Genomic DNA, 26,231 nt, shown 5'->3' with positions numbered 1-26,231 from the left:
CCACACCTGTGCCCACAGACAAGGAAACCGTGCGAATACCCACCCTCCGCGGCACGTTCGCAACCCGTGCCGCGACAGCGGCCTGTGCTCTCCTCCTCGCAGCGGCGTCCCCCGCCTCCGCGCACCCCGGCGACGCCACCGGGACGGTGCCGGCCGTGTCGACCGCGCACGACGCGGGCCGGGCAGGAGCATGGACGAGTGCCGAGGCCGAGAAGTTCTGGACCCCCGAGCGGATGGCCAGGGCCACCCCGGACAGCCCCCGCGGCGAGGCCCCGGCCGCCGCGAAGGCCGAATCCGCCGCCGTGACGGGTGCGGCCGCTCAGAAGAACGGCGCCTACTTCGCCGGAGTCCCCACGGTGGGAACGTTCTTCCACTACGTGAGGGACCCGGCCACCGACCGGCTGACGGGGCGTTTCTGCTCCGCGAGCGTCGTCGACAGCCCGCAGGGCAACGTCGTCCTGACCGCCGCGCACTGCTCCGGCGGCACCAAGGGCATGTTCGTGCCCCGCTACGACGGCAGCGCGAACAACCCCGCCCCCTACGGCCGGTTCGCGGTGCAGAACTGGGTCCGTGACACACGCTGGTACCAGGCCGCGGGCCACCCCACCCGCGACGCCTACTCCGACTTCGACTACGCCTTCGCCCGGGTCGCCGCCAACGGGCGAGGGCAGAGCGTGCAGAACGCCGTCGGTGCGGCGCTGCGACTCGGCCAGGTGAACGGCCGGTACAAGCAGAACGTCACCGTCATCGGCTACCCGGGCAGCCACAACCCGAAGAACCGGCCCTTCATCTGCGCCGGCGTCAACACCCGCCGGCTGCCCGGCTACCACCAGATGCGCATGGACTGCGGCGGCTTCTACGGAGGCACCTCCGGAAGCCCCTGGATCACCGGCCTGAACAGGACGACCGGCAGCGGGACCGTCATCGGCAACCTCGGCGGCTACTACGGCGGCGGCCTGGAGAACAACAGCGACCGCATCTCGTTCTCCACGACCTTCGACCAGCGGGCCCTCGAGATCTACGCGGCCGCGCAGAACAACACGACTCCGACCCAGTACCCGCGCGGCTACAGCATGTACCCCACCGGCGGGGGAGTGTGGCAGCAGGCCAGGAAGACCGCCTCCGGCGACTACACGGGCGACGGCAGGACCGACATGATCGTCGTCTGGTCGGACGGCGAGGTCACCCTGTACACCGGGGACGGCAACGGCGGTTTCTCAGGCGAACACCGGATCGCCAAGTCCTCGACCTGGACCCACGCCAGGACCATCGCCGGCGGGAACTTCGACGGCGACGACGCCTCCGACCTCGTAGTGGTCTGGACGGACGGCGAGGTCACCCTCTACACCGGCGACGGCAACGGCGGCTTCGCCGGGGAAACCCAGCTGGCCAAGCCCCGCAGCACCTGGAAGAACGCCGTCCAGATCACCGCCGGACGCTACAGCGCCAACGCCTCGCCCGACGACGTCATGGTCCGCTGGTCCGACGGCGGAACCACCCTCTACACCGATGTCGACGGCCGCGGATTCCTCCACGCACACCGGCTGCGGCCCCCCAACGACACCTGGCGCCACGCCACCCTCCTCGCCGCCGGGAACTTCACCGGAGGCGCCAACTGGGACGTCGTCGTGCGCTCGTCCGACGGCGGACTGAGCCTCTACCGCGACTCCTCCGCCTCCGGAGTGGGAACGGAGATCAAGCTGAGGTCGTCCAACACACTGTGGACGCACGCGGCCGTCATGACCGCCGGCGCCTACACACCCGGCGGCCCCGACGACCTCCTCGTGCGCTGGTCCGACGGCGAGACCACCCTCTACACCGACACCACGACGACCCTCGGCCACGAACACATGCTCGTCCCGCCCAAGGCCGGCTGATCACCTTTCAGGAAGGCGAGGTACCACGGATGTACCTGCGCGCGGTCGGCGTCCTCTGCACCGCGGCCGTCCTCGGTCTCGCGGTCGCCCCGGGCGCCCACGCGGCCGGGGACCCGGGCCTCGCCGTCAGCCTCGCCCCCACGGACGGCGACAGCACCCCCGACGGGCCGCTGAGGCCGGGCGCGCCCGTCGAGGTCACCTCGGGAGTCGACCTGACGTCCCTGGCCGCCGACGGGAACGGCAGCTTCACGGTGACCTCCCCGGCGTTCCGGCACCCGGTCGAGGTGACCCTGCAGAAGAACAGCTTCGGCCAGGGCGCAGGAACCCTCCGCTGCGGCCTCGAACCGGGCAGCTTTCCCGTCGACATCGCCGCCCCCCGCAAGGGACTCACCGCCGAGCAGAGGCATACGACCATCACCGTCGCGGGGGGCGGCCCGTACTGCCCCCAGGCATCGGGATCATCCGCGATGAACACCACCACGGTGGCGGCCACCGGCGCCGGCGTCGCCGTACTGGCACTGGCGGGCTTCGCGGTCGCCAGGCGCCGGCGCGGCAGGACGCTCCCTGGCTGAACGTCGCATCTCCGGTTCTGCGCGGCACCTGGTTCGTCCTGACTGAGGGCCGCGTATGGCGTCCACATCGATCAGACGGCGCCCCGGTCTCTCGATGTCCGGGGAACGTATGTACGGTATGGCTCCCTCAGTGATCCGGGACGGCCGACGTCGCCCCTTCCCCTACGGAGTCGCCACGGTGCGGTCTTCCCTGCGTGCGGCCACAGCCTTGGGCGTGGTCCTCCTCTTCTCCGCCTCCGCGGCCGGGCCCGCCCTGGCTGACGACGGTCCCTCGGGCACCGGCGTGGTCGGTGACCCGAGCGTCGCCGAACAGGCGGACTCGGTCACCGGTGCTCAGGAGGCCCAGGACGCCTCGGGCGCCTACCGGGGTGACGTCCTCGTCCGCTTCACTGCCGTGGCCGACGCGGGCTTCCACTTCGAGGCCGGTACGGGAAAGGCGGCGTACACCACGCGCGCGGGATCCGACAACTACAGCTCGGTGACGGTCGGTTCCGTCGGCACGGGCTACTTCAAGCTGGACACGCGGAATCTGCCGGACGGCCTCAACACCCTGAACGTCACGGTCACCGAAACCCCGGACGACACCGGCTCCGGAGCCGCGGCCCAGACCATCGGCGGCACCGTCAGCCTTACCGTCGCCAATCCGTCGGCGGCGTTCACCTCCCCGCAGCCGAACGCGCTCGTGTGGGGGGCCACCACGTACACCGTGGACGCCCGGTCGGCCACCGGCGGCTCCGCGATCGACCACGTCGACTTCTACGAGACGGCCCTGTTCTCCAAGAGCAACAAGCCCCGCGCGACGGACGACACCGCGCCGTACAGCTACACCAGCACCTACTCGGCCATGGCGTACCACCCGGTGATCCAGGCCGTCGCCGTCGACAAGGACGGCTACCGTTCGGCCCCGGTGTCTCTGCGGCTCACGGCCACGCCCGGCCCGACCGTGGCGGCCACCACGGGCACGCCCGAACTCGCCTACGGCGGTGCGGATTCCATGGACATCGAGTGGACGGCCGCTTTGCCGTACGGCTGGAACAGGACGGTCTCCGACCCCAGGTACTACGAGGTGTGGCTGACCAAGGAGGAGGTCGCGGTCGACGGTACGACCGTGCGCTCCTACGCCGACGGTGACACCCCCTTCTCCCCGCTCCAGGTACGGAGCGAGGGCCACTATGCCGACACCAGCTGGGGCGACGCCCTCGACACCTCGGCCTGGCCGGTCGGCAAGCACACCGTCACGGTGACGGTGACGGACAGCACGGGCGCGGTCGGCACCTCCTCCGTGCAGGCGGTCGTGACGGCAGACAAGCTGACGGCGACGGCCCCGGGCGCCGTCGTGCTCGGCCAGAGCGTGAAGGTGAGCGGCCTGCTCACCGCGGGCACGGGGAATCCACTGGCCTCCCGCACGGTCTCGCTTCAGGCCCGGCCGGCAGGCAGCACCACCTGGAAGACCGTGACCACCGGCACGACGGACGGCAACGGCCTCATCGCGCTGACCACCAGGCCCGCCCGCAACGAGAGCCTGCGCCTGGTCGCCGTGGCCGGGACCAAGCCTGTTTCGGCCGCCCTCAAGGTGTCCGTCTCGCCGAAGGTGACACTGAAGGCATCCGCCACCAGCGTCAGGCGCGGCACCACGGTCACCTTCAACGGCACCGTCTCCTCCAGGGAGACCGGCGCCACGGTGAAGCTCCAGGTGTACCGCAGCGGCACCTGGACGACCATCGCGGCCAAGCCCCAGTCCGCCACGGGGCAGGTCACCTTCACCCTGGGAGAGAAGACGAAGGGCACCTTCACCTACCGACTGCTCACAGCGGCAACGGCCGCCTTCGCCGCCGCACACAGTTCCTCGGTGAAGATCACAGTGAGCTGACGGCGGCTCACCCCTCCGGCGTCCGGCCTCTTCTCCGCGATCCGGACTCCACGCCGGAGGGCGTCAGCAGAGGCGGACGACACGTAGTCGGCCGTGCGCCGGTCTGGTGGGGTGCCGAGGATGTCCTCCGTGGGGCCGGGCCTCCGGGATGCCGCTGTCCGCGTCCTTCAGGGCGACGCGGTAGTCGGTGACCGGGTTGGCGAGGGCCGGGCAGGCGAGGGCTGGCCGGGTTCGGCGCGCTCCGGCCGAGCTCGCCCCGCGCCACCGGAGATCCCCTCCTGGGAAGCCGACCAAGATCTAGTGCGGCCCCGCTGCACGGTCCCCGGCAGATTTACCGACCGCTCGGCAGAGTGTGCATGGCCTGGCCATACGGCGGCACGGCGGCCGGACGCCCCATGGATGCCCCCCTGGCCGGCCCTGGCGCCCGATGGGTCCCAGGCACTGGCGAGCGGGGATGCCGCGAAGCGATGTCGCGCGGCGTGCAACCCGCTGTGAGTGTTTGGGAGTACCTACGGGTGGACGTCCAAGCGGCGGCCACCGCTCCCGGTGGTTGCCGCAGGTCGGCACGCGGGCCCAGCGCGCCGGCCGTCGAGGACCGCCCGGCGTGGCGCCGGGCGGCAGCTTTGAAGGAGAAATGCTCCGTGGCTCTCAGTTTTGCCAGGAAGGCAGCCATGGCGACCGTCGCAGTCGCCGCGCTCGGAGGGATCTCGTTCGGTGCCTCCGCGAGCGAGGCGGCGTCGGGCCCGGCGGCACACCCGGCGTCAGCACCCGCATCCGTCGTTGCCAAGCGGCCTGCTTCCGCTCACCGACAGGTGCCGGAGGTGGTCACGCAGGTGATCGGCAGCGGGCGAGTGGACGGGCACCGTTGGTCGGTGGCGCTGGAGTTCCACCGGACACTCCCCAAGGGCTACGCCCTGCCCAGACTTCCCGACGGATCCTCGGCACAGGGCACATCCTTGCTGTGCCAGCGCATGTACATCGGCGGCGTCCGCATCGACCACCAAGGCGGCCCCTGGAGCGACTGCCAGCCCGTCACCGGCACACAGGACCCCCACGCCTCTGTCGAAATGGGCCTGTGGGGCCTGCACGACAAAGGCCTCAGCGGCAGCCGGCTCATGGTCTCCAACCCCGAAGCCGACGTCGCCTACGGCGTCCTCTCCCTCTCCGACGGCAGCCACGTCAAAGCCACCACCGTCACCGTCCCCGGCACCACCTACCGCGCCTGGGCCGCACCCATCCCCAACGGACAGACCATCACCGCAGTCGACCAGTACGACACCCACGACAACCGACTCACCCACGACACCAACTGGCGCTGACCAGTCAGACGAAGGACGGGCACCTCCTGCTGTGCAGCCAAGTGACCGCAAGGCCGCGGACGGCGGACCGGACTCGGAGTTCACCCGGTTCGTCACCGCCCGTTGGCGGGCCCTGACCCACACCGCGTACCTGCTCACCGGTGACTTCCACGAAGCCGAAGACCTGGTGCAGACGACGCTGGCGAAGGTGTACCCGCACTGGCAGCGGCTGGAACCGGAGGGCGCCGAACACTACGTTCGCCGCGCACTGGTCAACACCAACCGCAGCCGGCACCGCCGCCGCAGGATCACCCACCTCCTTCTCCCCTCGCTGCCCGACACCGGCCCCGTCCACGACGAGGGGGCCGGTGCCGGAGGCGTGGACGTGTACGACACTCTGGCCCGCGAACTCGCCGACCTGCCCGAGCGGCAGCGAGCGGTCGTGGTGCTGCGCTACTGCGAGGACCTGTCCGTAGAGGAAGTGGCAGACGTCCTCGGCTGCTCGGTCGGCACCGTGAAAAGCCAGGCGTCCCGAGCCCTGGCCAAGCTGCGCAGCCGGTCGACCCTCGCCTGCAACTACCCGCACAGCCGCCCCGCAGAGGCACGATGATTCCAGACCATGGCCAAGAAGACTGGGCACGCGAGGCCTTCGCCCGGTCACGCGAGGCCTACCCCTCGTCCCAGGCCCCCATCGGCCAGATCCTGACGGCAGCGCGGGCCCGCAGAAACCGCCGCCGTGCCGCGGCTGCCGTGCTGAGTGCCGCCTGCGTCGTGGGCCTCGGGCTGATGGCTGCGTTCCTGAAGCCACCGCCTGGTGAAGTCGCCCCCGCGCGCCGGCCCTCGCCCGTCGCGAGCTCACCCCGCACCCCGACTCCCGGCACGGTCCGTGCCCGGGTGGCCGAAGGGACGACAGACGGGCACCGCTGGTCGGTGGCGCTGGAGTTCCACCGGACACTGCCCAAGGGCTACACCCTGCCCACACTCCCCGACGGAACAAAAACTCAGGCCACATCCTTGCTGTGCCAGCGCATGTACATCGGCGGCGTCCGCATCGACCACCAAGGCGGCCCCTGGAGCGACTGCCAGCCCGTCACCGGCACACAGGACCCCCACGCCTCTGTCGAAATGGGCCTGTGGGGCCTGCACGACAAAGGCCTCAGCGGCAGCCGGCTCATGGTCTCCAACCCCGAAGCCGACGTCGCCTACGGCGTCCTCTCCCTCTCCGACGGCAGCCACGTCAAAGCCACCACCGTCACCGTCCCCGGCACCACCTACCGCGCCTGGGCCGCACCCATCCCCAACGGACAGACCATCACCGCAGTCGACCAGTACGACACCCACGACAAGCGACTCACCCACGACACCAACTGGCACTGACCAGCCACTGCCGGCAGCTGAAAAGCCGCATTCCAGCGAGTGACGCCGCTGCACGAGGAGGCGCGCGAGTACGGCCGCGTGTTCCTGCCCCTGCGGGGAGAAACCGTGCAGGGCCCACGCCCGCTACGGAGGCCCGCACAGCGGCGTCGACCAGGGGTTGGACGGCGCCGGTGGCGAACGCCAAAACCCCAGCCCGCCTGCGGCGCACCGGGCAGCGGGTCGGAAATCCCGTCAACGCTCCGTCCACACACATCGAGACGGGGCGCTCGACCATGAGACGGCGCAAGGCAGTCCACCTGATCGACCATGAGCACGACGAGGGGCCTGTGTAGCGGCGCCAGGATCCGAACCTGGGAAGGCTGAGCCGGCAGATTTACAGTCCCCTCAAGGTCACTCGCTCGCACCCCCTCCGACCAGCAGGGACGTGCGTCCAGTATTCAAAACGCCGACTTTTCGTCCACGTCTCGTCCAGAGCCTGCTGCCGCCCTAGCTCTGTTGCGGTCCTAGGAGGAGCATGGAAGGCAAGCGACCAAGGAGGCCTGCCATGAAAACTGGCGCCTCGGACTCGGACTACGAACCGTGGCTGTACTCTCACACGCCCTCCCAGGCTGAGGGCGAGCGGGACGATCCTGCCGAACGGGCGGCCATGCATCCAGATGTCCCCAGGACTGAGCCGTCCCAGGCGGAAGGCGAGCAGGTGGACGACACCGGGACGGTTGACCGCCGATAAGCCCGAAATGCCTCGACGCGCGTGGCGCGGCTGGTCGCGATGAACTCGGATGCGGACGCCGCTCTCGGACTTCTTCTTCAGCGTCGAGAAGAGTGAGGGTCCTCCGCCAGGTAGATGCCGGCATACACGAGGATGTCGATGCGCGCCGTGGCACGCTCGCACATCTCGCGCCAGAGATATGACGGCACCGTGTGACGATGCGGATAGGCGGTGACGATCTCGGCCTTCGCCAGGTCCGATGCACTCGCGGCATTGCGGTCGTCGTCCCAGAGCGTCGTCACGTCGACCTTGAGAGCTGCCGCCGTTGCGTACTGATGCCGCCGATAAGGCGCCTTGTGGTACCCGAAGAAGGCCCCCGCGGGAGGCGCACCCCGTACCCGTGATGGCGCACCCCTGGCCCGGGGTGCCGGCGCGGGGCCGGAATGCCTCGGGCCGTGCCGACGCGTGCTGGCTGCCGATCGCACGGGGTCTCACTCCGCATGGGCTCAGGCACTCCCATAGGACAGTCATGGAGGAACTCGGGACCCCGCCCAAACTCATGGATGAACGGATGGGACACGAGGACAGCTCGGTGCAAGCCCGCTACTCGCACATCACAGCGCGGATGAAAAACCGGCTCATGAACGAACTGGCCGAGCAGTGGGAGGAGGCGTTGGCGTTGGCGGCACGGTATGCCATGCACCCGCTGTCATCGGTGCACGCTCTCGATGCGCTGCTTAGGGCGAACGGCGAGTGACGTTGGGGAGCCGATTTCCTTGATCCACTCCCCATCCACTCCCCAGGACCCTGCGGAACGAGTCAGGGCCGGTTTCCCGTGAAGGATAACCGGCCCTGACCTGGTGTTTCAGCTGTCGGGGTGGCGGGATTTGAACCCACGACCTCTTCGTTCCGAACGCGATTGGGCCCCCTGTGACCTTGCTTCGGGGGTACTGACCTGCTCGTTCGTCGGCCAGTCCATTACTGTCCGACACGGTCCTCGTGCGGCTTCACCGTTTGGCCCCCATCTGATGCGAGAGCGACGCTGGTCAGAGCACATGCCCGCCGTATCGGGTCTTGAGAACGTGAGAGATCACCTGGGCTCCGTCTGCGTCCTGACCGGGCGTGTACGCGGCTTGTGATCCGGCTAGCTCCTGTGGTGAATGAACCTGAGCACACCACGTATTCCTGAAACTTGCTGGCGAGCGTTCCTAGATGCGCATAACCTGATGGGGCGTTCGGGAGGGGAATGAAATGACTAATTATGGATCGTTTACGTCAGGCTATGAGCAATTTCTTCGGAAGCCTGTAGAGGAAGTCGATGATGCCATCAGGTCGAGCGTAATCGTACTGGACACGAATGCAGTATTGAATCTCTACCGTATGAAACCTTCTGCTAGAGGTGAATACCTTGAGGTACTCAAGAAGATCGCTCCGCGGATCTGGATCCCAAGGCAGGTGGCTGACGAATTCTATGAGAACCGGCTATCGAGTGTCGCGGCCCATGTGACCTCACTCACGAAGAAGTCTGAGGCAGTCTCCGAGGCGGCCGAGGGGCTGAAGGCGGCACTGCGGGATTTCTATAAGCTGCACTCGCTTGCCGATGGCAGGGCGAATGAATATCTAGCTCCACTCAATGATTCAATCGCACAGATCACTCAAGTTGTCGAGAAAGAGGTGGCAGAATTCGATCTGACGCCTCAAGGAATTCTTTCCGGTGATCCCATCCTGGAGCACTTGGCTGCATTTTTTGACGGGAGGGTGGGTCCTGAATTTTCCGAAGAAGAGCGTGAAGAGGCCAAGAGGGAAGCCCTAAGGAGGGGGGAACAGGAAATGCCCCCTGGTTATGTAGATGTACGCAAAAAGAAAGAGGAGGGGGTTGGTGACTACTTTATTTGGAGTCAGATGCTAGATAAAGCGAAATCTGACTCTGTCGACATCCTTTTCGTCTCAACGGACACAAAGGAGGACTGGGTCAGGATCCAGTGTGGCCTTTCAGTGGGCCCAAGGGTGGAACTGGTACGCGAAATGCGCAGAGTGGCGGGGACGGATTATCATCAGCTACCCCTGGCTGTGTTCCTAACTCGCGCAGCGCGTGTCCTGGATGTCAAGGTAAGTCAAGATACCATTGACCAGGTCAATATGCGGAATGTCGAGGAGAGGAGGAATGAGGCGAGACGGAAGGAAATTAGGCAACTCGCGTTGCGTCAGGAAGCTGCTGAGCTGGAAGTCCACTTGGATCGCATGCGGGCGATGATGGCTAATTATCGATCCCAAGCGGGCGCGGCAGAGCAGCGAGTGCAAATGACGGAGGAGGCATTGGCTCTAGTCAAGATTAAAGACGGTACTGATGGTGCGGATCTCCTCGAAGATGCTACCGTCCGTAGTCTCCTGCATAATAGAGATGCGGCGCGACAGGAATTGTATCGAATCCTGGATATCTTGCGATCGACGGAGAGTAGCTACGCCTCACTGGAAGCTAGACGATCTGCATTCCAGGGCGAAATCGAAGGCTTGAGGGATCAGTAACTTTTGTAGATGGTTGGCGAGGCGCCGTAGTTTCTCTCCTGCCTACAAGGCGAGTAGGCTCAGCAACGAGGGCAGGAGAGAAATCAGCGGGGCATGAAGCCGGGCTTCTCTTGCCCGAGGCCGCCAGAAGATCCGGGACTTGAAGAAGGAGGTGCAGACCGGCGTCAAGGCGCCGGCCAACTACACCGTGGCCGACGCGGTAAACGACTGGTTGGAGCGCGGGCTGAAGGGGCGCGATGAGAAGGGCACCATCGGCAAGAACCGCTCGATGGCAAACAAGCACCTGATCCCGTTCATCGGCAAGGCCAAGCTGAAGGAACTCAGCGGGGACGACGTCGACGACTGGTTGGACGACCGCGCCGAATTCCTGGCGACGCGTAGCCTGCGCGACCTGCTCGCCATCCTGCGCCGCTCCATCGCGCACGCTCAGCGCCGGGACAAGGCTGCCCGGAACGTCGCCCTACTGGTCACCGCACCGGAGGGGCGCCCCGGCCGTCCGAGCAAGGCGCTGAACCTGGAGCAGTCGAAAGCCGTGCTCACTGCCGCCCGCCCGTCACGGCTGTATGCCTACCTCGTGCTCTCGCTCCTGAGAGGTGTCCGCACGGAAGAGGCGCGGCCCCTCACCTGGGATCACGTCTTCCTGGAGACGAAGGACGGCACTCCGCCCCACGTCGCGGTGTGGCGCTCAGTGCGCAACGGTGAGACGAAGACCAGGAGAAGCCGCAGAACCATCGCACTGCCGAAGCAGGTGGCCGACGTTCTCGAAGAGCACATGCGATGGCAGAAGCAGGAGCGGTCATCGAGAGGGATGCAGTGGAGCCCTACCCGGCCGCGTCTTCACGGCACGGAGCGGTGAGCCGCTCGACGCGGCCAACGTCCGGCGAGACTTCAAGGCCATCGCCAAGGAGGCAGGACTCAAGCCGGAGTGGACCCCGCGGGAGCTTCGGCACAGCTTCGTGTCCCTTCTCTCTGACCACGGCATCCCGCTGGAGCAAATCGCGCTCCTGGTCGGCCACAGCGGCCAGGCCACCACGGAGGCGGTCTACCGCAAGCAGCTCCGTCCGGTGATCACAGCGGGCGCCGAAGCGATGGATGACATCTTCGCTAGTGATCAGGAAGAGGGCGGGGACGCCGCTTGACCCGCTGAGCTTAGCTCCCTGTTTGGCTACCGGCGCTCGGCTGCCTATTGGGCTGATGTGCAACTAGGTTGACGCATGTGTCAGCAGTTCACGAGCTGGTTGCTACGCAGGGAGCTAAACGCGAAGCGAGGAGGAAGTCTGGTCAATACTGACGCCGCCTGCGCAGTAGACGTTTGCGGTAACTGACTTAAGCGCTCACGCACTCTTCTCCGAATTTTCGGCCAACGCTTAAAATTCCTAGTCGATCGTGTGGTTGGAAGGACGGAGATTCGTATGTCTGTTCCAGAGCCTTCGGGCCCCCCGGATCCGCCTTCGACCCCCGCGCCGCCACCTGACTCGAATCCGGAACCCCCGTCGGATCCAGGTGACCCCCAGGGCTCCTCGTTAATTTCTGCTCTCGATCGATGGAAGTTCGGAGTGGAAATCTTCGTTGGCGTGCTGACGCTCGTCACCCTGGTCTTTTTGGGGTTCCAAACAGTTGCTACGAATGAGCAAGCGAAGGAAGCCGCAAGGCAGAGCAAGGAAGCCGTCAAGCAGAGTACAGCTCAGCGTCTTGATGGATTGTATGAGCATCTCTTGTCAAGGAAGGATTTTCTCGGGTCTCCGGATAATGCAAAGGTGACCGACTATGTATTTCGTGGCACGCCACTGGAAGATATAAAAGATGAAGCTGAACGTACGCGAGTTTCCTATGTTTTGGGATGGGAGCTCGTGTATGTTGACTATCTTTATGAGATACTGCCCGACTTGGTAGACTGCGCGCCCGCGGATCGACACCTCGTCTTACGTGACGATTCTCCGGCGGAAGCCGACAGGTGCGATGGCTGGGCCGCGTGGAGTGAGTATATCTACTCTGTCTTCACGGATAAGCGGCAATGCCAAGGACTAAGGGATTCAGCTCCCACCTATGGAGTGGAATTAGTGTCCGCGATTCGCGCAACGGAGGTGTGTAACGGAATTCTCTGAAGCCTGTTCTCTGGCAGAGTATCGGCCCAGCGCCGGGGGCCTGGTTCGCCTTTCTCCCACCGTGCTCCCGCACCGACTGCCACGTGTGGCTCACGTCCGCCGTCCGGGTCGAGGCCGCGGCCAGCCGAGGACGGTGCGAAGGGCCTCAGGCATCTGGCGCGGTGATCGCGACGCGTCGTGGTGAGATCGCCGCGAGCGGCAGCACGGGGGCGGGGTCTGATCAACGTCGTTTCGCCCCTGTTTGGCCCCCGAGCACGTCAGAGGGCCATTCGCGATCATGCGAATGGCCCTCTGACCAGCGTCGGGGTGGCGGGATTTGAACCCACGACCTCTTCGTCCCGAACGAAGCGCGCTGCCAAGCTGCGCTACACCCCGATGTCGTCGCATGTCCTGCTTGTCGCGGCGACGTCGTTTACTTTAGCCCACTGGTGGCTGGAGACGAAATCCGGTTTTCGCGCGGTGGCGGACGGGGTTCGGGCGGATGTGGTCGAGGGCGACCATGAGGACGGCGAGGCCGTAGAAGGCGAGGCCGAGGAGGAGGGCGTTGCCGAGGACGCTCTTGTAGCCGTGCAGGCCGACGTCCAGGAACGGGTAGAGATAGCGGCCCGGTGTGCCGGGGATGATCAGTTCGCCCCGGCCGAGGGAGAACGCCAGGTAGGCCAGGGGGTAGAGCAGCCACGTCGGTGCCTGGCGGAGGTGGAGGCGGCCGGGGGCCGTCAGGAGCAGCCAGTCCAGCAGTGCGGCGGCGGGGACGGCCGTGTGCAGGATCTGGTTGCTGATCCACTGCAAGCCGGCCGGGGGTGTGGTGCCGCCCGTCATGGAGAACGGGGGCGAGGCCCCTTTCAGCAGCAGGTGGTACACCAGCCCCGTGATGGTGATGTACAGCAGCGTCGCACCCGTCAGGGCGGAGGGGAGCGGGCGGCGGGCCGCCCAGGCGCGACGGGCCGCGAGCGTGAAGACCAGGGCCAGCAGGATGTTGCTCTGGATCGCGAAGTAGCTCAGGACGTGGACCGGGCTGCCGAGGAGCAGTTCGATCGTCACGGCCGCCGCTGCCGCCAGGGCGACCAGCAGGCGGTACACAGCGGCGAGGGGGCGGTGTACGGGGGCCAGCACCGCGGAGGCGGGGACGTAGGAGGGCGAAAACAGGGACCCGCCGGGCAGTGCCGGGAGGTCCGGTATGTCCCTGGGTATGGGTGCGGTCATGCCCCCAAGCTAGGCAAAGGGGGCATATGTCGCGATGTGGGTGGGGCGACCGGGTTACTCCCTGGGCGCCAGCGTCAGCAGAGTCGCCTCCGGCGGGCAGGCGAACCGTACCGGCGTGTAGCGGTTGGTGCCGCAGCCCGCCGAGACGTGCAGATAGGACGTACGGCCTTCCGCCGTATGCGTGGACAGGCCCTTCACCCGCGCCGGGTCCAGGTCGCAGTTGGTGACCAGGGCGCCGTAGAAGGGGATGCAGAGCTGACCGCCGTGGGTGTGGCCGGCCAGGATCAGGGGGTAGCCGTCCGCCGCGAAGGCGTCCAGTACCCGCAGGTACGGGGCGTGCACGACGCCCATCGAGAAGTCCGCGCCGGCGGACGGGCCGCCGGACACCTGTGTGTAGCGGTCGCGCTTGATGTGCGGGTCGTCCAGGCCCGTCAGCTCCAGGGTGACGCCCTCGATCTTCAGGGTGCCGCGCGTGTTGGTGAGATTCAGCCAGCCCGCCGCGTCGAAGCCGTCCCGCAGGTCCTCCCACGGATTGTGGATCGCGCCGACCACCGGAGGGTTGCCGTTCAGGCCGTGGCGGCCCTGGACCTTCTCCAGCAGGTAGCGGGCGGGGTTGCGGGGCCTGGGGCCGTAGTAGTCGTTGGAGCCGAAGACATACGCGCCCGGGAAGTCCATCAGGGGGCCGAGGGCGTCCAGGACCTCGGGCACGCCCTCCGTGTCGGACAGGTTGTCGCCCGTGTTGATCACCAGGTCGGGGCGCAGGCCCGCCAGCGAACGCAGCCAGCGCTGCTTCTTGCGCTGGCCGCCGACCATGTGGATGTCGGAGACCTGGAGGACCCGCAGGGGACGCATGCCGGCCGGCAGGACGGGAACCGTCACCCGTCGCAGCCGGAAGGAGCGGGCCTCGAATCCCGCCGCGTACACCACACCGGCGGCACCGGCCGCCGCGATCCCCAGAGGTACTCCGTATCGAGCGCGCATACATCCATCGTGTCAGACCCGCGGGACCCCTCGAGCCGCGCCGCCCCTGGGAGGCCCGAGCCCCACCGCCCTTTAAATGAACGGGCGTCGGACGTTGCGCACCTGCGACAATCGGATCCATGACCACCACGCTCAAGTCGAAGCTGCAGGAAGACCTCAACGCCGCGATCAAGGAGCGCAACGAGCTCCGCTCCTCGACGCTCCGGCTGACGCTCGCCGCGATCACCAAGGAGGAGGTCGCGGGCAAGGAGAAGCGCGAGCTCTCCGACGACGAGGTGCTGAAGGTGATCACCAAGGAGGCGAAGAAGCGCCGGGAGGCGGCCGAGGCCTTCGCGCAGGGTGGCCGGGCCGAGAGCGCCGAGCGGGAGAAGGCGGAGGGCGAGGTGCTCGCCGAGTACCTGCCCAAGCAGCTCAGCGACGAGGAGCTGGACGACATCGTCGCCCAGGCCGTCGGTGAGGCCAGGGCCGCCGGCGCCGAGGGCCCGCGTGCCATGGGCGCCGTCATGAAGATCGTGAACCCGAAGGTCGCGGGCCTGGCCGAGGGCGGCCGGGTCGCCGCCGCGGTGAAGAAGCTGCTCGCGGGCTGAGCGGCGCGGGACGCACCGCCGGGAGACGTGTGTCAGGCCCGGGCCGTCGTGGCCCGGGCCTGAGCGTCAGCCGTGCCGTCCCCCGTTCCCGTTGCCGTTGCTCTGGCCCTGGAACAGGTTGTCCGGGAAGGAGTAGGTGGGCGTCGGGAAGGTGGTGCCCCCGTTCGCGCCCCCGTCCGTGGCGCCGCCGGTCAGACCGCCGATGAGGCCGCCGTCCGTGGTGCCGCCGTTGTCACCGTTGTTCCCGTCGTCGTGGCCCTTCCCCTTGCCCTTGTTGGGGTCGGGGATGTTGACGAGGTTGAAGTCCTCCACCGGCCTGCCGTCCAGGGCGCCGGTCATCATGTCGCGCCAGATCGGGCCGGGGACCTTGCCGCCGTACACCTTCTCGTTCCAGACACCGCCGATGGTGATGTCCTTCATCTGGCGCTTGTGGGCCGGGTCGCCGACCCAGACCGCGCCCGCCATGTTCGGGGTGTAGCCCACGAACCAGGCCGCGTACCGGTTGTCCGTGGTACCGGTCTTGCCGGCGCTCGGGCGGTTGTCGAGGCCCGCCTCCTGGCCCGTACCGTCCTCGACCACGCCCTTGAGGAGGGTGGTCACGGTGTCGGCGGTCTTCTGCGACATCGCGCGCGTGCAGGTCGTCTTCGGCACCGCGAGGGACTTCTTCTGGCTGCCGACGGTCCGGGTGATGGACTCGATGGCGACCGGCGTGCAGTACATGCCGCGGGAGGCGAAGGTGGCGTACGCGTTCGCCATCGTCAGCGGCGACATCTCCTGGGTGCCGAGCGCGATGGACGGGGCCTGCTGGATCTTCTTGCCGTCGGCCCGCTTGACGCCCATCTTCTGCGCCATCGTCGTCACCGGGCAGATGCCGATGTCGCTGATCAGCTGCACGTAGTAGGTGTTGACCGACTTGGCGGTCGCCTCCTTCATCGAGTACGGGCCGTGCTCCTCGATGTTCTCGTTGGTGAGCTTGACGCCCTTCTCGTTCCAGGTCCTGCCGTCACAGGCCTGGACCGGGGCCGGGTAGTCCATCTCGTACGGCGAGGAGTACGTCTGTGTCGCCGGCGTGCCGCCCTCTATGGCGGCCGCGGCCACGATCGGCTTGAACGTCGAACCGGGCTGGTAGCCCGCGCCGCCGCCCATGTCCTGGTTCACCGACAGGTCGATCTGCGTCTCGTGCTTGCCGAAGCCGTACGGGCGGGACTGGCCCATGGCGAGGATCTTGCCGGTGCCGGGTTCGACGATGGTGGCCGCGGTGGCCACGTCGTCGGTCTTGTAGACGTGCTCCTTGATGGACGCCTGGACCGAGGACTGGGCCTGCGGGTCGAGCGTCGTACGGATCGTCAGACCGCCCTGGTTCCAGACCTTCGCCCGGGCCTCCTTGGTCTTGCCGAACATCGGGTTGTTGAGGAACACCTCGCGGACGTAGTCGCAGAAGAAGCCGGCGCCCTTGACCGCGGTGATGCAGCCGTTCTTCGGCTGGCTGGGGTTGAGGCCCAGCGGCGTCTTCTTGGCCTTGTCGGCCTCCGCCTGCGAGATGTCGCCCATGTCGGCCATGCGCTGGAGGACGACGTTGCGGCGCCTGGTGGCCTCCGTCGAGTCGTTGACCGGGTCGTACCGGCTGGGTGACTGGACGATGCCGGCCAGCAGCGCGGCCTCCTGCACGTTCAGGTCCTTGGCGTGCTTGGAGAAGTAGCGCTGGGCCGCGGCCTCGACGCCGTAGGCCTGCTCACCGAAGAACGTGATGTTCAGGTAGTTCTCGAGGATCTTCTTCTTGCCGAGCTCCTCCTCCACCTGGATCGCGTACTTCAGCTCCTTTATCTTGCGGCCGAGGGTCTGCTGGGTGGCCTGCGCGACCTTCGTCGGGTCGTCGCCCGCCTCCTCCACGAAGACGTTCTTCACGTACTGCTGGGTGAGCGTGGAGGCGCCCTGGGCGACCCCGCTGCTCTGCACGTTCTTGTTCAGCGCGCGCAGGATGCCCTTCAGGTCGACCGCGCCGTGCTGGTAGTAGCGCGAGTCCTCGATCGCGACGATCGCCTTCTGCATGTACGGCGAGATGTCCTTGAGGCCGACCACCGTGCGGTCACGCGAGTAGACCGTGGCGATCTGGCCGCCGTCGGCGTCGAGGATCGTGGTGCGCTGGCTCAGGGGTGGCGTCTTGAGGTTGGCGGGCAGCTCGTCGAAACTCTCCACCGAACCCTTGGCGGCAAGTCCCAGCGCGCCGAAGGCAGGCAGCGCGATACCGGCCAGGACGGCCCCCGCGAGCACACTGACACCGAGGAACTTGGCGGCCTGCTGCGTGGGGGACAGGCCACCGCCCGAGCGCTTCTTTGGCATGAGGGCAGCCTACGTTCTCATTCGCCGGACACGCGTATATGCCTTGGCCTAAGCTGCTCTCAACTGTCACAGCAGTAGGGCCACGTATCAATACGTCCGGCGACCCCGAATCGTTCCGGAGGTTCCCCAACTTTTTGATGGGGGCGTGTCCGAATCCGCCTTGTGTGTCACCTGGCGTCCGTTGTGACTCAACTGAACTGTCCCGTTTTGCGGGGAAAGTCACCTATGTCGCCAGCTCACTCCCCCGGGTGATCTGCCGCTTACGCATAGTCCGTTCGGGCCATTCAAGATTGGGCCCGAAGGGGGTGTTGCGCTGTGCCCACCTTCCGTAACGTCCTCAACTGGCGGCGGTGAATATGCCGCTGCCGCCGTGGGGGAGCCTCGATTCGGGAGAGGACGGCGCCGGTATGGGCTGGGTAACCGACTGGAGTGCGCAGGCCGCCTGCCGCACTACCGATCCGGATGAACTGTTCGTTCAGGGAGCAGCGCAGAACAGGGCCAAGGCGGTGTGCACCGGATGTCCGGTACGCACGGAATGCCTGGCCGACGCGCTCGACAACCGCGTCGAGTTCGGCGTGTGGGGAGGCATGACGGAGCGGGAGCGCCGCGCACTGCTGCGCAGGCGACCCACCGTCACCTCCTGGCGCCGGCTTCTTGAGACGGCTCGTCTGGAGTACGAACGCGGCGTGGGGATCCTGCCGCTCGACGACGACGAGGTGTACGAGAACTACGCGGCGGTGAGCTGAGGGCACCCCTCGGCTCAGTCGACGGCAGCCTCGGGCAGCTCCGGCCGGTTGGCCGCGAGCCGGTCCCCGATGTCCCTGAGCCCTGCGAGGTCGTGCACATCGCCGGGCAGCGCGGCCACTTCGGCCACCGCCACCTCGGGGTGGAGCGCGGTGAAGCGGTCACGCGTGCGCTGCTCGCGGGAGAGCAGCTGCATACGTTCGGCGTGCAACCGGAGCAGGCCGGCGGTGAGCCGCTCGACGCCCTGGGCGCCCTCGTCCTCCTGATCCGGACCGGGGGAGTGGTTCTCGGACGCGAGAGGCTCGGCGGACCCGCCGGCAGGGGATTCGGAAGCGGGGGAGCCTGAACTGCCGTACGTGTCGGGAGAGTTACGAAGTCCAGCTTTCCCGCCGTCCTGATCGACAATGCGGGGCTCCACAAGATTTTCCGCGGCGGCGAGCGCGCGCTCGGCCGACAGCCGGGCGGCGCCGCTGCCGTGGACCCGGTTGAGCACCAGACCGGCCAGCGGCATGTCCTCGGCGGCCAGCCGCTCCACGAAGTACGCGGCCTCCCGCAGTGCGTCCCGCTCCGGGGCCGCCACCACGAGGAACGCCGTCCCGGGCGCCTGCAGCAGCCGGTATGTCGCATCCGCGCGGGTGCGGAACCCGCCGAAGGTCGTGTCCATCGCGGCGACGAACGTCTGGACATCCTTGAGGAGTTGACCGCCGAGCAGCTTGCCGAGCGTGCCGGTCATCATCGACATCCCGACGTTCAGGAACTTCATGCCGGCCCGCCCGCCCAGCTTGGCCGGGGCGGTCAGCAGGCGGATCAGCCGGCCGTCGAGGAACGAGCCGAGCCGCTTGGGCGCGTCCAGGAAGTCCAGCGCCGAGCGGGAGGGCGGGGTGTCGACGACGATCAGGTCCCACTCGTCCCGCGCGCGCAGCTGCCCCAGCTTCTCCATCGCCATGTACTCCTGCGTGCCCGCGAAGCCCGCGGAGAGCGACTGGTAGAAGGGGTTGTTCAGGATCGCGGCGGCCCGCTCGCCGTCCGCGTGCGCCTCGACGATCTCGTCGAAGGTGCGCTTCATGTCGAGCATCATGGCGTGCAGTTCACCGTCGCCTTCGACGCCCTTCACCCGGCGCGGGGTGTTGTCCAGCGAGTCGATGCCCATGGACTGGGCGAGCCGGCGCGCCGGGTCGATGGTCAGCACGACCACCTTGCGCCCGCGCTCGGCGGCCCTGAGGCCGAGAGCGGCCGCGGTCGTGGTCTTTCCCACACCGCCCGAGCCGCAGCACACCACGATCCGCGTCTCGGGGTCGTCGAGCAGCGGGTCGACGTCCAGCACCCGCGCGGGGGTCAGGTGGTGGCGGGCGGTGTCCTGTGTGTGGGACGGCTCCGGACTCATGACATCCCCTGCTTCTGCTGCTTGTGCTGCTGACGGCTCGTGCTCCGCGTGCCCCGGCTCATGACAGGCCCTGCTCCCGCAGCTCGGTGGCCAGCTCGTACAGCCCCGCCAGGTCCATGCCCTCGGCGAGCAGCGGCAGTTCGTGCAGCGGCAGGCCCTGCTCGGCCAGCACCGCCCGCTGCTCGTGCTCCAGCGCATACCGCTCGGCGTACTCGTCGGCCTGCTGCAGCAGCGGGTCCACCAGCTTCTCCGCGTTCCCGCCGCGGCGCGCACCGCCGAGTCCTGCCGCCGACAGCGACCTGGCAACAGAAGAACGCGGCACGCTGCGTACGAGTTCCAGATCCTCCGCGTCCAACACCTCGGGCCGCACCATGTTCACGATGACCCGGCCCACCGGCAGCCTCGCGGCGCGCAGTTCGGCGATCCCGTCCGCGGTCTCCTGGACGGGCATCTCCTCCAGCAGCGTCACCAGGTGCACGGCCGTCTCGGGCGACTTCAGCACCCGCATCACGGCCTGCGCCTGATTGTGTATCGGGCCGATCTTGGCGAGGCCCGCCACCTCGTCGTTCACATTCAGGAAGCGGGTGATGCGGCCGGTGGGCGGGGCGTCCATGACGACGTAGTCGTAGGCGAACCGCCCGGCCTTGTCCTTGCGCCGCACCGCCTCGCACGCCTTGCCGGTCAGGAGCACGTCCCTGAGGCCCGGCGCGATGGTGGTGGCGAAGTCGATCGCGCCGAGCTTCTTCAGGGCTCTGCCGGCGCCCCCCAGCTTGTAGAACATCTGGAGGTAGTCCAGAAGGGCCAGTTCGGGGTCGATGGCGAGGGCGTACACCTCCCCGCCCCCTGGAGCGACGGCGATCTTCCGCTCCTCGTAGGGCAGCGCTTCCGTCTCGAAGAGCTGCGCGATGCCCTGGCGCCCCTCGACCTCGACGAGAAGCGTCCGCTTCCCCTCGGTCGCGAGGGCCAGCGCGAGAGCGGCGGCGACCGTGGTCTTTCCGGTCCCGCCCTTGCCGCTGACGACCTGGAGCCTGCTCACGTCTTCGAGCCTAACCAGTCTGTGTGCCGAGCACGCGACAGCCTGTGGACAACGCGACAGCGGGCGGGGGGCGGGCAGCGGCTAAAGTCGGCCACATGACCAAGTGGGAATACGCGACTGTGCCACTGCTCGTCCACGCAACGAAGCAGATTCTGGACACCTGGGGCGAGGACGGCTGGGAGCTCGTCCAGGTCGTGCCCGGGCCGAACAACCCCGAGCAGCTGGTGGCCTACCTGAAGCGGGAGAAGGCATGAGCGCCGTCGAGGCGAAGCTGGCCGAGCTCGGTCTGACCCTGCCCGAGGTCGTGCCGCCGCTGGCCGCGTACCAGCCGGCCGTGCAGTCCGGCGCCTACGTGTACACGGCCGGACAGCTCCCGATGGTGGAGGGCAAGCTGCCCGTCACCGGCAAGGTCGGCGCGGAGGTCACGCCCGAGGAGGCCAAGGAACTCGCCCGCACCTGCGCGCTGAACGCCCTGGCCGCCGTGAAGTCCGTCACCGGTGACCTGGACCGCATCGCGCGCGTGGTGAAGGTCGTGGGCTTCGTCGCCTCGGCCTCGGACTTCACCGGCCAGCCCGGTGTGGTCAACGGGGCCAGCGAACTGCTCGGTGAGGTCCTCGGCGACAAGGGCGTGCACGCGCGCAGTGCGGTCGGTGTGGCGGTGCTGCCGCTGGACGCACCGGTCGAGGTCGAGATCCAGGTCGAGCTCGTCCCGTAGCGGCGCTCTGACCTCGGGGACCTCTCGAACATTCGCGCACCACGGGATAGCCTCCGCCCATGGCGAATGGGCAGTGGTTTCCGCAGGACTGGCCGGAACGCATCCGCGGGCTCGCGGACGGCACGCTCACCCCGGTCGCTCCGAAGCGCGCGGCCACCGTCATGCTCCTGAAGGACACCGACCGCGGCCCCGCCGTGCACATGCTGCGCAGACGCGCCTCCATGGCCTTCGCCGGAGGCGCGTACGCATATCCGGGCGGCGGCGTCGACCCCCGCGACGACGAGCATCACGTCCGCTGGGCGGGGCCCACGCGCGCGTGGTGGGCCGAGCGGCTCGGCGTCGACGAGAGGGCGGCCCAGGCGATCGTCTGCGCGGCCGTGCGCGAGACGTACGAGGAGGCGGGCGTCCTGCTCGCCGGACCGTCCGCGGACTCCGTGGTCGGTGACACCACGGGCGAGGACTGGGAGGCCGACCGTGCGGCCGTGGCCGCCCGCGAGTACTCCTTCGCCGAGTTCCTGGACCGCCGTGGCCTGGTCCTGCGCTCGGATCTGCTCGGTGCCTGGACCCGCTGGATCACCCCGGAGTTCGAGTCCCGGCGCTACGACACCTGGTTCTTCGTGGCCGCCCTCCCGCACGGCCAGCGCACCCGCAACGCCTCCACGGAGGCCGACCGCACGGTATGGATCCGCCCGGGGGAGGCGGCAGCCTCGTACGACAAGGGCGAGCTGACGATGATGCCGCCCACCATCGCGACCCTGCGCCAGCTGGCCTCCTGTGCCTCGGCCGCCGACGCGCTCGCCGCGGCCCCCGACCGCGACCTGACGCCCGTCCTCGCGCAGGCACGGCTGAAGGACGGCGAGATCGTGCTGTCCTGGCCGGGCCACGACGAGTTCACGAAGCACATTCCGACCGCCAGTCCGACCGACCTGTCCGCCGGTGGAGCCTCCACATGACGGACGCAGCAGCCCTTCCGGGTGGGGGCCGGGTTCCTGGTGTGTTCCTGGCGCCGCAGCGCGGGCAGGCGATGGAAGGGGCGGATCCGGCGCGGCGGGGTGCTGCGCCCGGGTGTGGCCGACGACCTGACGGACTGACGACGCCGACGGAAGAGAACGTATGACCGACGCAGCAGCCCTTCCCGGCCAGCCGCGGGGCGGGGTACTCACCGGCCCAGCCACCGCCCGGGCCGTCAACGTCCTGGCCCCCAATGCCTCGGTGATGACCCTCGACGGCACGAACACCTGGATCGTCTCCGAGCCCGACTCCGACCTGGCCGTCGTCGTCGACCCCGGCCCCCTGGACGACGGCCACCTGCGCAATGTAGTGGACACCGCCGAAAAGGCCGGCAAGCGCATCGCCCTGACCCTGCTGACCCACGGCCACCCGGACCACGCGGAGGGCGCCGCCCGCTTCGCCGGGCTGACCGGCACGAAGGTGCGGGCCCTCGACCCGGCGCTGCGGCTGGGCGAGGAGGGGCTCGGCGCCGGGGACGTGGTCACGGTCGGCGGCCTGGAGCTGAGGGTCGTGCCGACCCCCGGTCACACCTCCGACTCCCTCTGCTTCCATCTCCCGGCCGACCGGGCCGTCCTGACGGGAGACACCGTCCTGGGCCGCGGTACGACCGTCGTGGCGCACCCCGACGGCCGCCTGGGCGACTATCTGGACTCGCTGCGGCGGCTGCGGTCGCTCACGGTCGACGACGGCGTCCACACGGTGCTGCCGGGCCACGGCCCCGTCCTGGAGGACGCCCAGGGAGCCGTCGAGTTCTACCTCGCCCACCGCGCCCACCGCCTCGCCCAGGTCGAGACGGCGGTCGAGGACGGCTACCGCACACCGCCCCAGGTCGTCGCGCACGTGTACGCGGACGTGGACCGCTCCCTGTGGCCGGCGGCCGAGCTGTCGGTGCGGGCGCAGCTGGACTACCTGGAGGAGCACGGGCTCATCTAGTCGGGCCGCGGCGCCTTGATGCCGTGCACGCGTGCGTACTCCTCGGCTAGCCAGGGCCCGAGGTCGTCCACGTACGACCGCAGTACCGCGGAATCGCCCCGGGGCTCGTACCCGAGGACGGCCGCCGCGCGCATCTGCTCGGCCCGCTCCGGGTAGTACGCGCCGAAGGCCTCCGCCATCTCCGCGAGATCGCTGGTCCAGCCGTTCCAGCGGGGCATGACCAGGGTGAATCCGGTGCGGACGAGATGCCGGGACATGAACCGCACGAGGGGGCGCCGGCCCTCGGCCGCGTACTCGGCGTTCTCGACGTCCGCGATCCGCTGCCGCCAGCGGGGCAGCAGCAGGGCCAGGTCCCCGTTGGTCTCGCGGGCGAGCAGGGAGTCGGGGCGGTAGCGCGGCAGGTACTCGGCGAGGTCCTCACCGAGCAGCGGCGTGCACAGACAGGCGACAAACCAGCCCAGGTCGTGGGTCTCCAGCTCGCTCAGCAGCCGCGACCGGCCGTAGAGCAGCGTGCCGACCCCGTCGATCTGCGGGAACTCCTTGTCGAGGGCCTCACCGAGTGTCCGGGTGGCCTCCCGGTCCGCGGCCGTGGGCTCCTGCCGCAGCGCGACCAGCAGATCCAGATCACTGCGCCCCACGCGCGCGTTGCCACGCGGAACGGACCCGTAGAGGTACGCGCTGTCCAGCCGCACCCCGAACACCTCGAGCAGCCCGTCGCGCGCGGCGGCCACGACGGGCCGGAAGGCGTGCGGCACGCGCGCGAGGGAGCCTTCGCGCTGGATGCAGCCCTGGGCGTCGAGGCCTCTGGAGGTCGCGTTCTCGGACACGGGGTCACTGCACCAGCCCGTCCGGCGTTCGAGGACGAGGCCGTTCAGGCCGAGGCGGGGGTCTGGGGGCGGCAGCCCCCAGCCGAGGTCACCGCGAGCGCTTCGCCAGCCGCTCGACGTCGAGCAGGATCACGGCCCGTGCCTCCAGGCGGAGCCACCCGCGCTGCGCGAAGTCGGCCAGCGCCTTGTTGACCGTCTCGCGCGAGGCGCCGACCAGCTGGGCCAGCTCCTCCTGCGTCAGGTCGTGGACGACGTGGATGCCCTCCTCGGACTGCACGCCGAAGCGGCGCGAGAGGTCCAGCAGGGCGCGGGCGACGCGTCCGGGGACGTCGGAGAAGACCAGGTCGGACATGGCGTCGTTGGTCTTGCGCAGCCGGCGGGCGACGGCGCGCAGCAGGGCGCCGGCCACCTCGGGGCGGGCGCTCAGCCAGGGCTGCAGATCGCCGTGGCCGAGACCGAGGAGCTTGACCTCGGTCAGGGCGGTGGCCGTGGCGGTGCGCGGGCCCGGGTCGAAGAGCGACAGCTCGCCGATCAGCTCGCTGGGGCCGACGACGGCGAGCATGTTCTCGCGGCCGTCGGGGGAGGTGCGGTGGAGCTTCACCTTGCCCTCGGTGACGACGTAAAGCCGGTCACCGGGGTCGCCCTCGTGGAAGAGCGAGTCACCGCGCGCGAGGGTGACCTCACTCATGGAGGCGCGGAGCTCCGCGGCCTGCTCGTCGTCGAGCGCCGCGAAGAGCGGGTTCCGCCGCAGAACGTCGTCCACGAGTTCTCTCCTTGTCGACCTGCTCAGGGGATCTTGCTCCCCCTTGGTACCAGGGGACCGTGTTCCCCATTTTGCCGGACGGTCCAAACAGTGTGATCTGTCACAAGGATGCCGCACACCTGTCCCGAGGTAAGCGGCAGGGGTCCAATTGGGGGCCGATCTCCCCGGTCCGGGGCGGATGTCAGTGCCGGGCTTTAGGCTGGCCGGGTGTCCAAATCGCCGGTGAGAGCACAGGCCAAGGGGGCTGGGCGGGTGGTTGTACGTCGTGATTCCGCTGTGGGCGAACAGAACTCCGGTGGCGGAAAGAAACCGGCAAAAGTGACGAAAAGCGCTGCGGTGAAGAAGGCCGCCGCAGTGAAGAAGGCTGCTGTGAAGAAGCCGGCCGCGAAGAAGCCCGCGGCGAAAAAGACGACCGCGAAAAAGACGGCGGCCGTCAAGAAAGCTGCCGCCGCGCCGAAGAAGGCCACTGTCGCGCCCAAGAAGGCCACTGCCGCCGTCGAGGGCGCCCCTCCCGCGAAGTCCGTCGCCAGGCCGCCGAAGAACGAGTCGCGCACCGCCCTGGTCCGCCGCGCCCGCCGCATCGACCGCGAGCTCGCCGAGGTGTATCCGTACGCCCACCCCGAGCTGGACTTCGAGAACCCCTTCCAGCTCGTGGTCGCCACCGTCCTGTCCGCCCAGACCACCGACCTCAGGGTCAACCAGACGACGCCCGCGCTGTTCGCCAAGTACCCGACCCCGGAGGACCTGGCTTCCGCGAACCCCGAGGAGGTCGAGGAGATCCTCCGTCCGACCGGCTTCTTCCGGGCCAAGACCAAGTCGGTCATGGGCTTGTCGAAGGCGCTGGTGGAGCAGTTCGGCGGGGAGGTCCCCGGCCGTCTGGAAGACCTGGTCAAGCTGCCCGGTGTGGGCCGCAAGACCGCCTTCGTCGTGCTCGGCAACGCCTTCGGGCGGCCCGGCATCACCGTGGACACGCACTTCCAGCGGCTGGTGCGGCGCTGGCAGTGGACGGACGAGACCGACCCGGACAAGATCGAGGCCGCTGTCGGCGGGCTCTTCCCCAAGAGCGACTGGACGATGCTCTCGCACCACGTGATCTTCCACGGCCGCCGCATCTGCCACGCCCGCAAGCCCGCCTGCGGCGCCTGCCCCATCGCCCCGCTCTGCCCGGCGTACGGCGAGGGCGAGACGGATCCGGAGAAGGCGAAGAAGCTGCTCAAGTACGAGAAGGGCGGCTTCCCCGGCCAGCGCCTCAAGCCCCCGCAGTCGTACCTGGACGCCGGGGGCAAACCGGCGCCGCCGCTGGGGGCCGGATGACGGGCGGCACGGCACGGGCCCGGGCCGGACGGCGCGGGTTCAGGAACGATCTCGCGCCT

Annotated in this window: 25 protein-coding genes, 1 tRNA gene and 2 pseudogenes; 19 read left to right on the top strand and 9 right to left on the bottom strand. The window is 68.4% G+C overall.

Annotated elements, in window-relative coordinates; translation table 11 throughout:
* The first annotated feature begins 29 nt into the window (after nucleotides 1-29).
* The 7 genes from ABT254_RS21785 to ABT254_RS21755 all read left to right on the top strand — a co-directional run bounded on the left by ABT254_RS21785 (nucleotide 30) and on the right by ABT254_RS21755 (nucleotide 7,724).
* Nucleotides 30-1,877 (top strand): FG-GAP-like repeat-containing protein, encoded by a 1,848-nt coding sequence (locus ABT254_RS21785; protein ID WP_351472443.1) that lies wholly within the window; start codon nucleotides 30-32, stop codon nucleotides 1,875-1,877.
* Nucleotides 1,878-1,906: 29 nt separating this feature from the next.
* A complete protein-coding gene (locus tag ABT254_RS21780) occupies nucleotides 1,907-2,449 on the top strand; it encodes a hypothetical protein (RefSeq protein ID WP_351472440.1) in 543 nt (180 codons plus the stop codon).
* Nucleotides 2,450-2,627: 178 nt separating this feature from the next.
* A complete protein-coding gene (locus ABT254_RS21775; protein WP_351472437.1) occupies nucleotides 2,628-4,319 on the top strand; it encodes a hypothetical protein in 1,692 nt (563 codons plus the stop codon).
* Between the two features lie 821 nt (nucleotides 4,320-5,140).
* On the top strand, nucleotides 5,141-5,638 hold the full coding sequence (locus ABT254_RS21770) for a hypothetical protein (protein WP_351472435.1): 498 nt from the start codon (nucleotides 5,141-5,143) through the stop codon (nucleotides 5,636-5,638).
* Between the two features lie 31 nt (nucleotides 5,639-5,669).
* A complete protein-coding gene (locus ABT254_RS21765) occupies nucleotides 5,670-6,227 on the top strand; it encodes a SigE family RNA polymerase sigma factor (protein ID WP_351472432.1) in 558 nt (185 codons plus the stop codon).
* Complete coding sequence (locus ABT254_RS21760; protein WP_351472429.1) at nucleotides 6,224-6,994, top strand: hypothetical protein; 771 nt, start codon at nucleotides 6,224-6,226, stop codon at nucleotides 6,992-6,994. The genes ABT254_RS21765 and ABT254_RS21760 overlap by 4 nt, the downstream gene beginning before the upstream one ends.
* A gap of 544 nt (nucleotides 6,995-7,538) precedes the next feature.
* Nucleotides 7,539-7,724 (top strand): hypothetical protein, encoded by a 186-nt coding sequence (locus ABT254_RS21755; RefSeq protein ID WP_059211561.1) that lies wholly within the window; start codon nucleotides 7,539-7,541, stop codon nucleotides 7,722-7,724.
* A gap of 77 nt (nucleotides 7,725-7,801) precedes the next feature.
* On the opposite strand, the gene ABT254_RS21750 is transcribed toward ABT254_RS21755, so the two are convergent.
* Nucleotides 7,802-8,005, bottom strand: a complete 204-nt coding sequence (locus ABT254_RS21750; protein WP_351472426.1) for a hypothetical protein — start codon at nucleotides 8,003-8,005, stop codon at nucleotides 7,802-7,804.
* A 55-nt stretch (nucleotides 8,006-8,060) separates the two neighbouring features.
* Here ABT254_RS21750 and ABT254_RS21745 point away from each other — a divergent pair.
* The 5 genes and pseudogenes from ABT254_RS21745 to ABT254_RS21725 all read left to right on the top strand — a co-directional run.
* Nucleotides 8,061-8,460: pseudogene (locus tag ABT254_RS21745) on the top strand (tyrosine-type recombinase/integrase); the annotation flags it as partial.
* Nucleotides 8,461-8,954: 494 nt separating this feature from the next.
* The gene (locus tag ABT254_RS21740) at nucleotides 8,955-10,229 is read left to right on the top strand and encodes a PIN-like domain-containing protein (protein ID WP_351472423.1); all 1,275 of its coding nucleotides are present in this window, start codon (nucleotides 8,955-8,957) and stop codon (nucleotides 10,227-10,229) included.
* A gap of 139 nt (nucleotides 10,230-10,368) precedes the next feature.
* Entirely contained in the window at nucleotides 10,369-11,085 is a 717-nt protein-coding gene (locus ABT254_RS21735; protein WP_351472421.1) for a tyrosine-type recombinase/integrase, read from the top strand.
* Between the two features lie 37 nt (nucleotides 11,086-11,122).
* Nucleotides 11,123-11,368 (top strand): annotated as a pseudogene (locus tag ABT254_RS21730) (tyrosine-type recombinase/integrase); the annotation flags it as partial.
* A gap of 417 nt (nucleotides 11,369-11,785) precedes the next feature.
* On the top strand, nucleotides 11,786-12,334 hold the full coding sequence (locus ABT254_RS21725) for a hypothetical protein (RefSeq protein WP_351472418.1): 549 nt from the start codon (nucleotides 11,786-11,788) through the stop codon (nucleotides 12,332-12,334).
* Nucleotides 12,335-12,635: 301 nt separating this feature from the next.
* Here ABT254_RS21725 and ABT254_RS21720 read toward each other — a convergent pair.
* The 3 genes from ABT254_RS21720 to ABT254_RS21710 form a co-directional block, all read right to left on the bottom strand.
* Nucleotides 12,636-12,709 (bottom strand) — tRNA-Pro (locus tag ABT254_RS21720).
* Between the two features lie 42 nt (nucleotides 12,710-12,751).
* Entirely contained in the window at nucleotides 12,752-13,537 is a 786-nt protein-coding gene (locus tag ABT254_RS21715) for a Pr6Pr family membrane protein (protein ID WP_351472416.1), read from the bottom strand.
* 54 nt (nucleotides 13,538-13,591) lie between these two features.
* The gene (locus ABT254_RS21710; RefSeq protein ID WP_351472413.1) at nucleotides 13,592-14,518 is read right to left on the bottom strand and encodes a metallophosphoesterase; all 927 of its coding nucleotides are present in this window, start codon (nucleotides 14,516-14,518) and stop codon (nucleotides 13,592-13,594) included.
* Between the two features lie 119 nt (nucleotides 14,519-14,637).
* On the opposite strand from ABT254_RS21710, the gene ABT254_RS21705 reads away from it, so the two are divergent.
* On the top strand, nucleotides 14,638-15,105 hold the full coding sequence (locus ABT254_RS21705; protein ID WP_351472410.1) for a GatB/YqeY domain-containing protein: 468 nt from the start codon (nucleotides 14,638-14,640) through the stop codon (nucleotides 15,103-15,105).
* 66 nt (nucleotides 15,106-15,171) lie between these two features.
* Here the strand turns inward: ABT254_RS21705 and ABT254_RS21700 are convergent, their stop codons facing one another.
* Nucleotides 15,172-17,445 carry a transglycosylase domain-containing protein gene (locus tag ABT254_RS21700; protein ID WP_351472407.1) on the bottom strand — a complete coding sequence of 758 codons (2,274 nt, stop codon included), beginning with the start codon at nucleotides 17,443-17,445 and terminating at the stop codon, nucleotides 15,172-15,174.
* Between the two features lie 407 nt (nucleotides 17,446-17,852).
* Between ABT254_RS21700 and wblA the strand changes: the two genes are divergently transcribed.
* Nucleotides 17,853-18,191 (top strand): transcriptional regulator WblA, encoded by a 339-nt coding sequence (gene wblA, locus ABT254_RS21695; RefSeq protein ID WP_185124443.1) that lies wholly within the window; start codon nucleotides 17,853-17,855, stop codon nucleotides 18,189-18,191.
* A gap of 14 nt (nucleotides 18,192-18,205) precedes the next feature.
* Here wblA and bagB read toward each other — a convergent pair whose 3' ends face one another.
* Together bagB and bagA are read right to left on the bottom strand one after the other, a co-directional pair.
* A complete protein-coding gene (gene bagB / locus ABT254_RS21690) occupies nucleotides 18,206-19,573 on the bottom strand; it encodes an ATPase BagB (RefSeq protein ID WP_351472404.1) in 1,368 nt (455 codons plus the stop codon).
* A 58-nt stretch (nucleotides 19,574-19,631) separates the two neighbouring features.
* Nucleotides 19,632-20,609, bottom strand: coding sequence for an ATPase BagA (gene bagA / locus ABT254_RS21685; RefSeq protein WP_351472401.1), 978 nt, complete (start codon nucleotides 20,607-20,609; stop codon nucleotides 19,632-19,634).
* Between the two features lie 95 nt (nucleotides 20,610-20,704).
* Between bagA and sp36 the strand changes: the two genes are divergently transcribed.
* The 4 genes from sp36 (at nucleotide 20,705) to ABT254_RS21665 (ending at nucleotide 23,268) form a co-directional block, all read left to right on the top strand.
* A complete protein-coding gene (gene sp36 / locus ABT254_RS21680) occupies nucleotides 20,705-20,863 on the top strand; it encodes a Sp36 family protein (RefSeq protein WP_003967454.1) in 159 nt (52 codons plus the stop codon).
* Nucleotides 20,860-21,324: a RidA family protein gene (locus tag ABT254_RS21675; RefSeq protein ID WP_351472398.1), complete on the top strand. Its 465-nt coding sequence runs from the start codon at nucleotides 20,860-20,862 to the stop codon at nucleotides 21,322-21,324. The genes sp36 and ABT254_RS21675 overlap by 4 nt, the downstream gene beginning before the upstream one ends.
* A 59-nt stretch (nucleotides 21,325-21,383) precedes the next feature.
* Complete coding sequence (locus ABT254_RS21670) at nucleotides 21,384-22,277, top strand: NUDIX hydrolase (protein ID WP_351472395.1); 894 nt, start codon at nucleotides 21,384-21,386, stop codon at nucleotides 22,275-22,277.
* Between the two features lie 160 nt (nucleotides 22,278-22,437).
* Nucleotides 22,438-23,268: an MBL fold metallo-hydrolase gene (locus tag ABT254_RS21665; protein WP_351472392.1), complete on the top strand. Its 831-nt coding sequence runs from the start codon at nucleotides 22,438-22,440 to the stop codon at nucleotides 23,266-23,268.
* Here the strand turns inward: ABT254_RS21665 and ABT254_RS21660 are convergent.
* The gene (locus tag ABT254_RS21660; protein ID WP_351472389.1) at nucleotides 23,265-24,095 is read right to left on the bottom strand and encodes a nucleotidyltransferase domain-containing protein; all 831 of its coding nucleotides are present in this window, start codon (nucleotides 24,093-24,095) and stop codon (nucleotides 23,265-23,267) included. The genes ABT254_RS21665 and ABT254_RS21660 overlap by 4 nt on opposite strands.
* Before the next feature lie 88 nt (nucleotides 24,096-24,183).
* Nucleotides 24,184-24,858, bottom strand: a complete 675-nt coding sequence (locus ABT254_RS21655) for a Crp/Fnr family transcriptional regulator (protein ID WP_115906767.1) — start codon at nucleotides 24,856-24,858, stop codon at nucleotides 24,184-24,186.
* 336 nt (nucleotides 24,859-25,194) lie between these two features.
* Here ABT254_RS21655 and nth point away from each other — a divergent pair, with 336 nt between their 5' ends.
* Nucleotides 25,195-26,172 (top strand): endonuclease III, encoded by a 978-nt coding sequence (gene nth / locus ABT254_RS21650; RefSeq protein WP_450748216.1) that lies wholly within the window; start codon nucleotides 25,195-25,197, stop codon nucleotides 26,170-26,172.
* Nucleotides 26,173-26,231: the final 59 nt, after the last annotated feature.

The sequence above is a fragment of the Streptomyces sp. NPDC001137 genome (assembly GCF_040298885.1).
Classification (GTDB): Bacteria; Actinomycetota; Actinomycetes; order Streptomycetales; family Streptomycetaceae; genus Streptomyces.
Note: the sequence above shows the minus strand (reverse complement) of the source record. Positions and strands in the feature narration are given on the sequence as shown.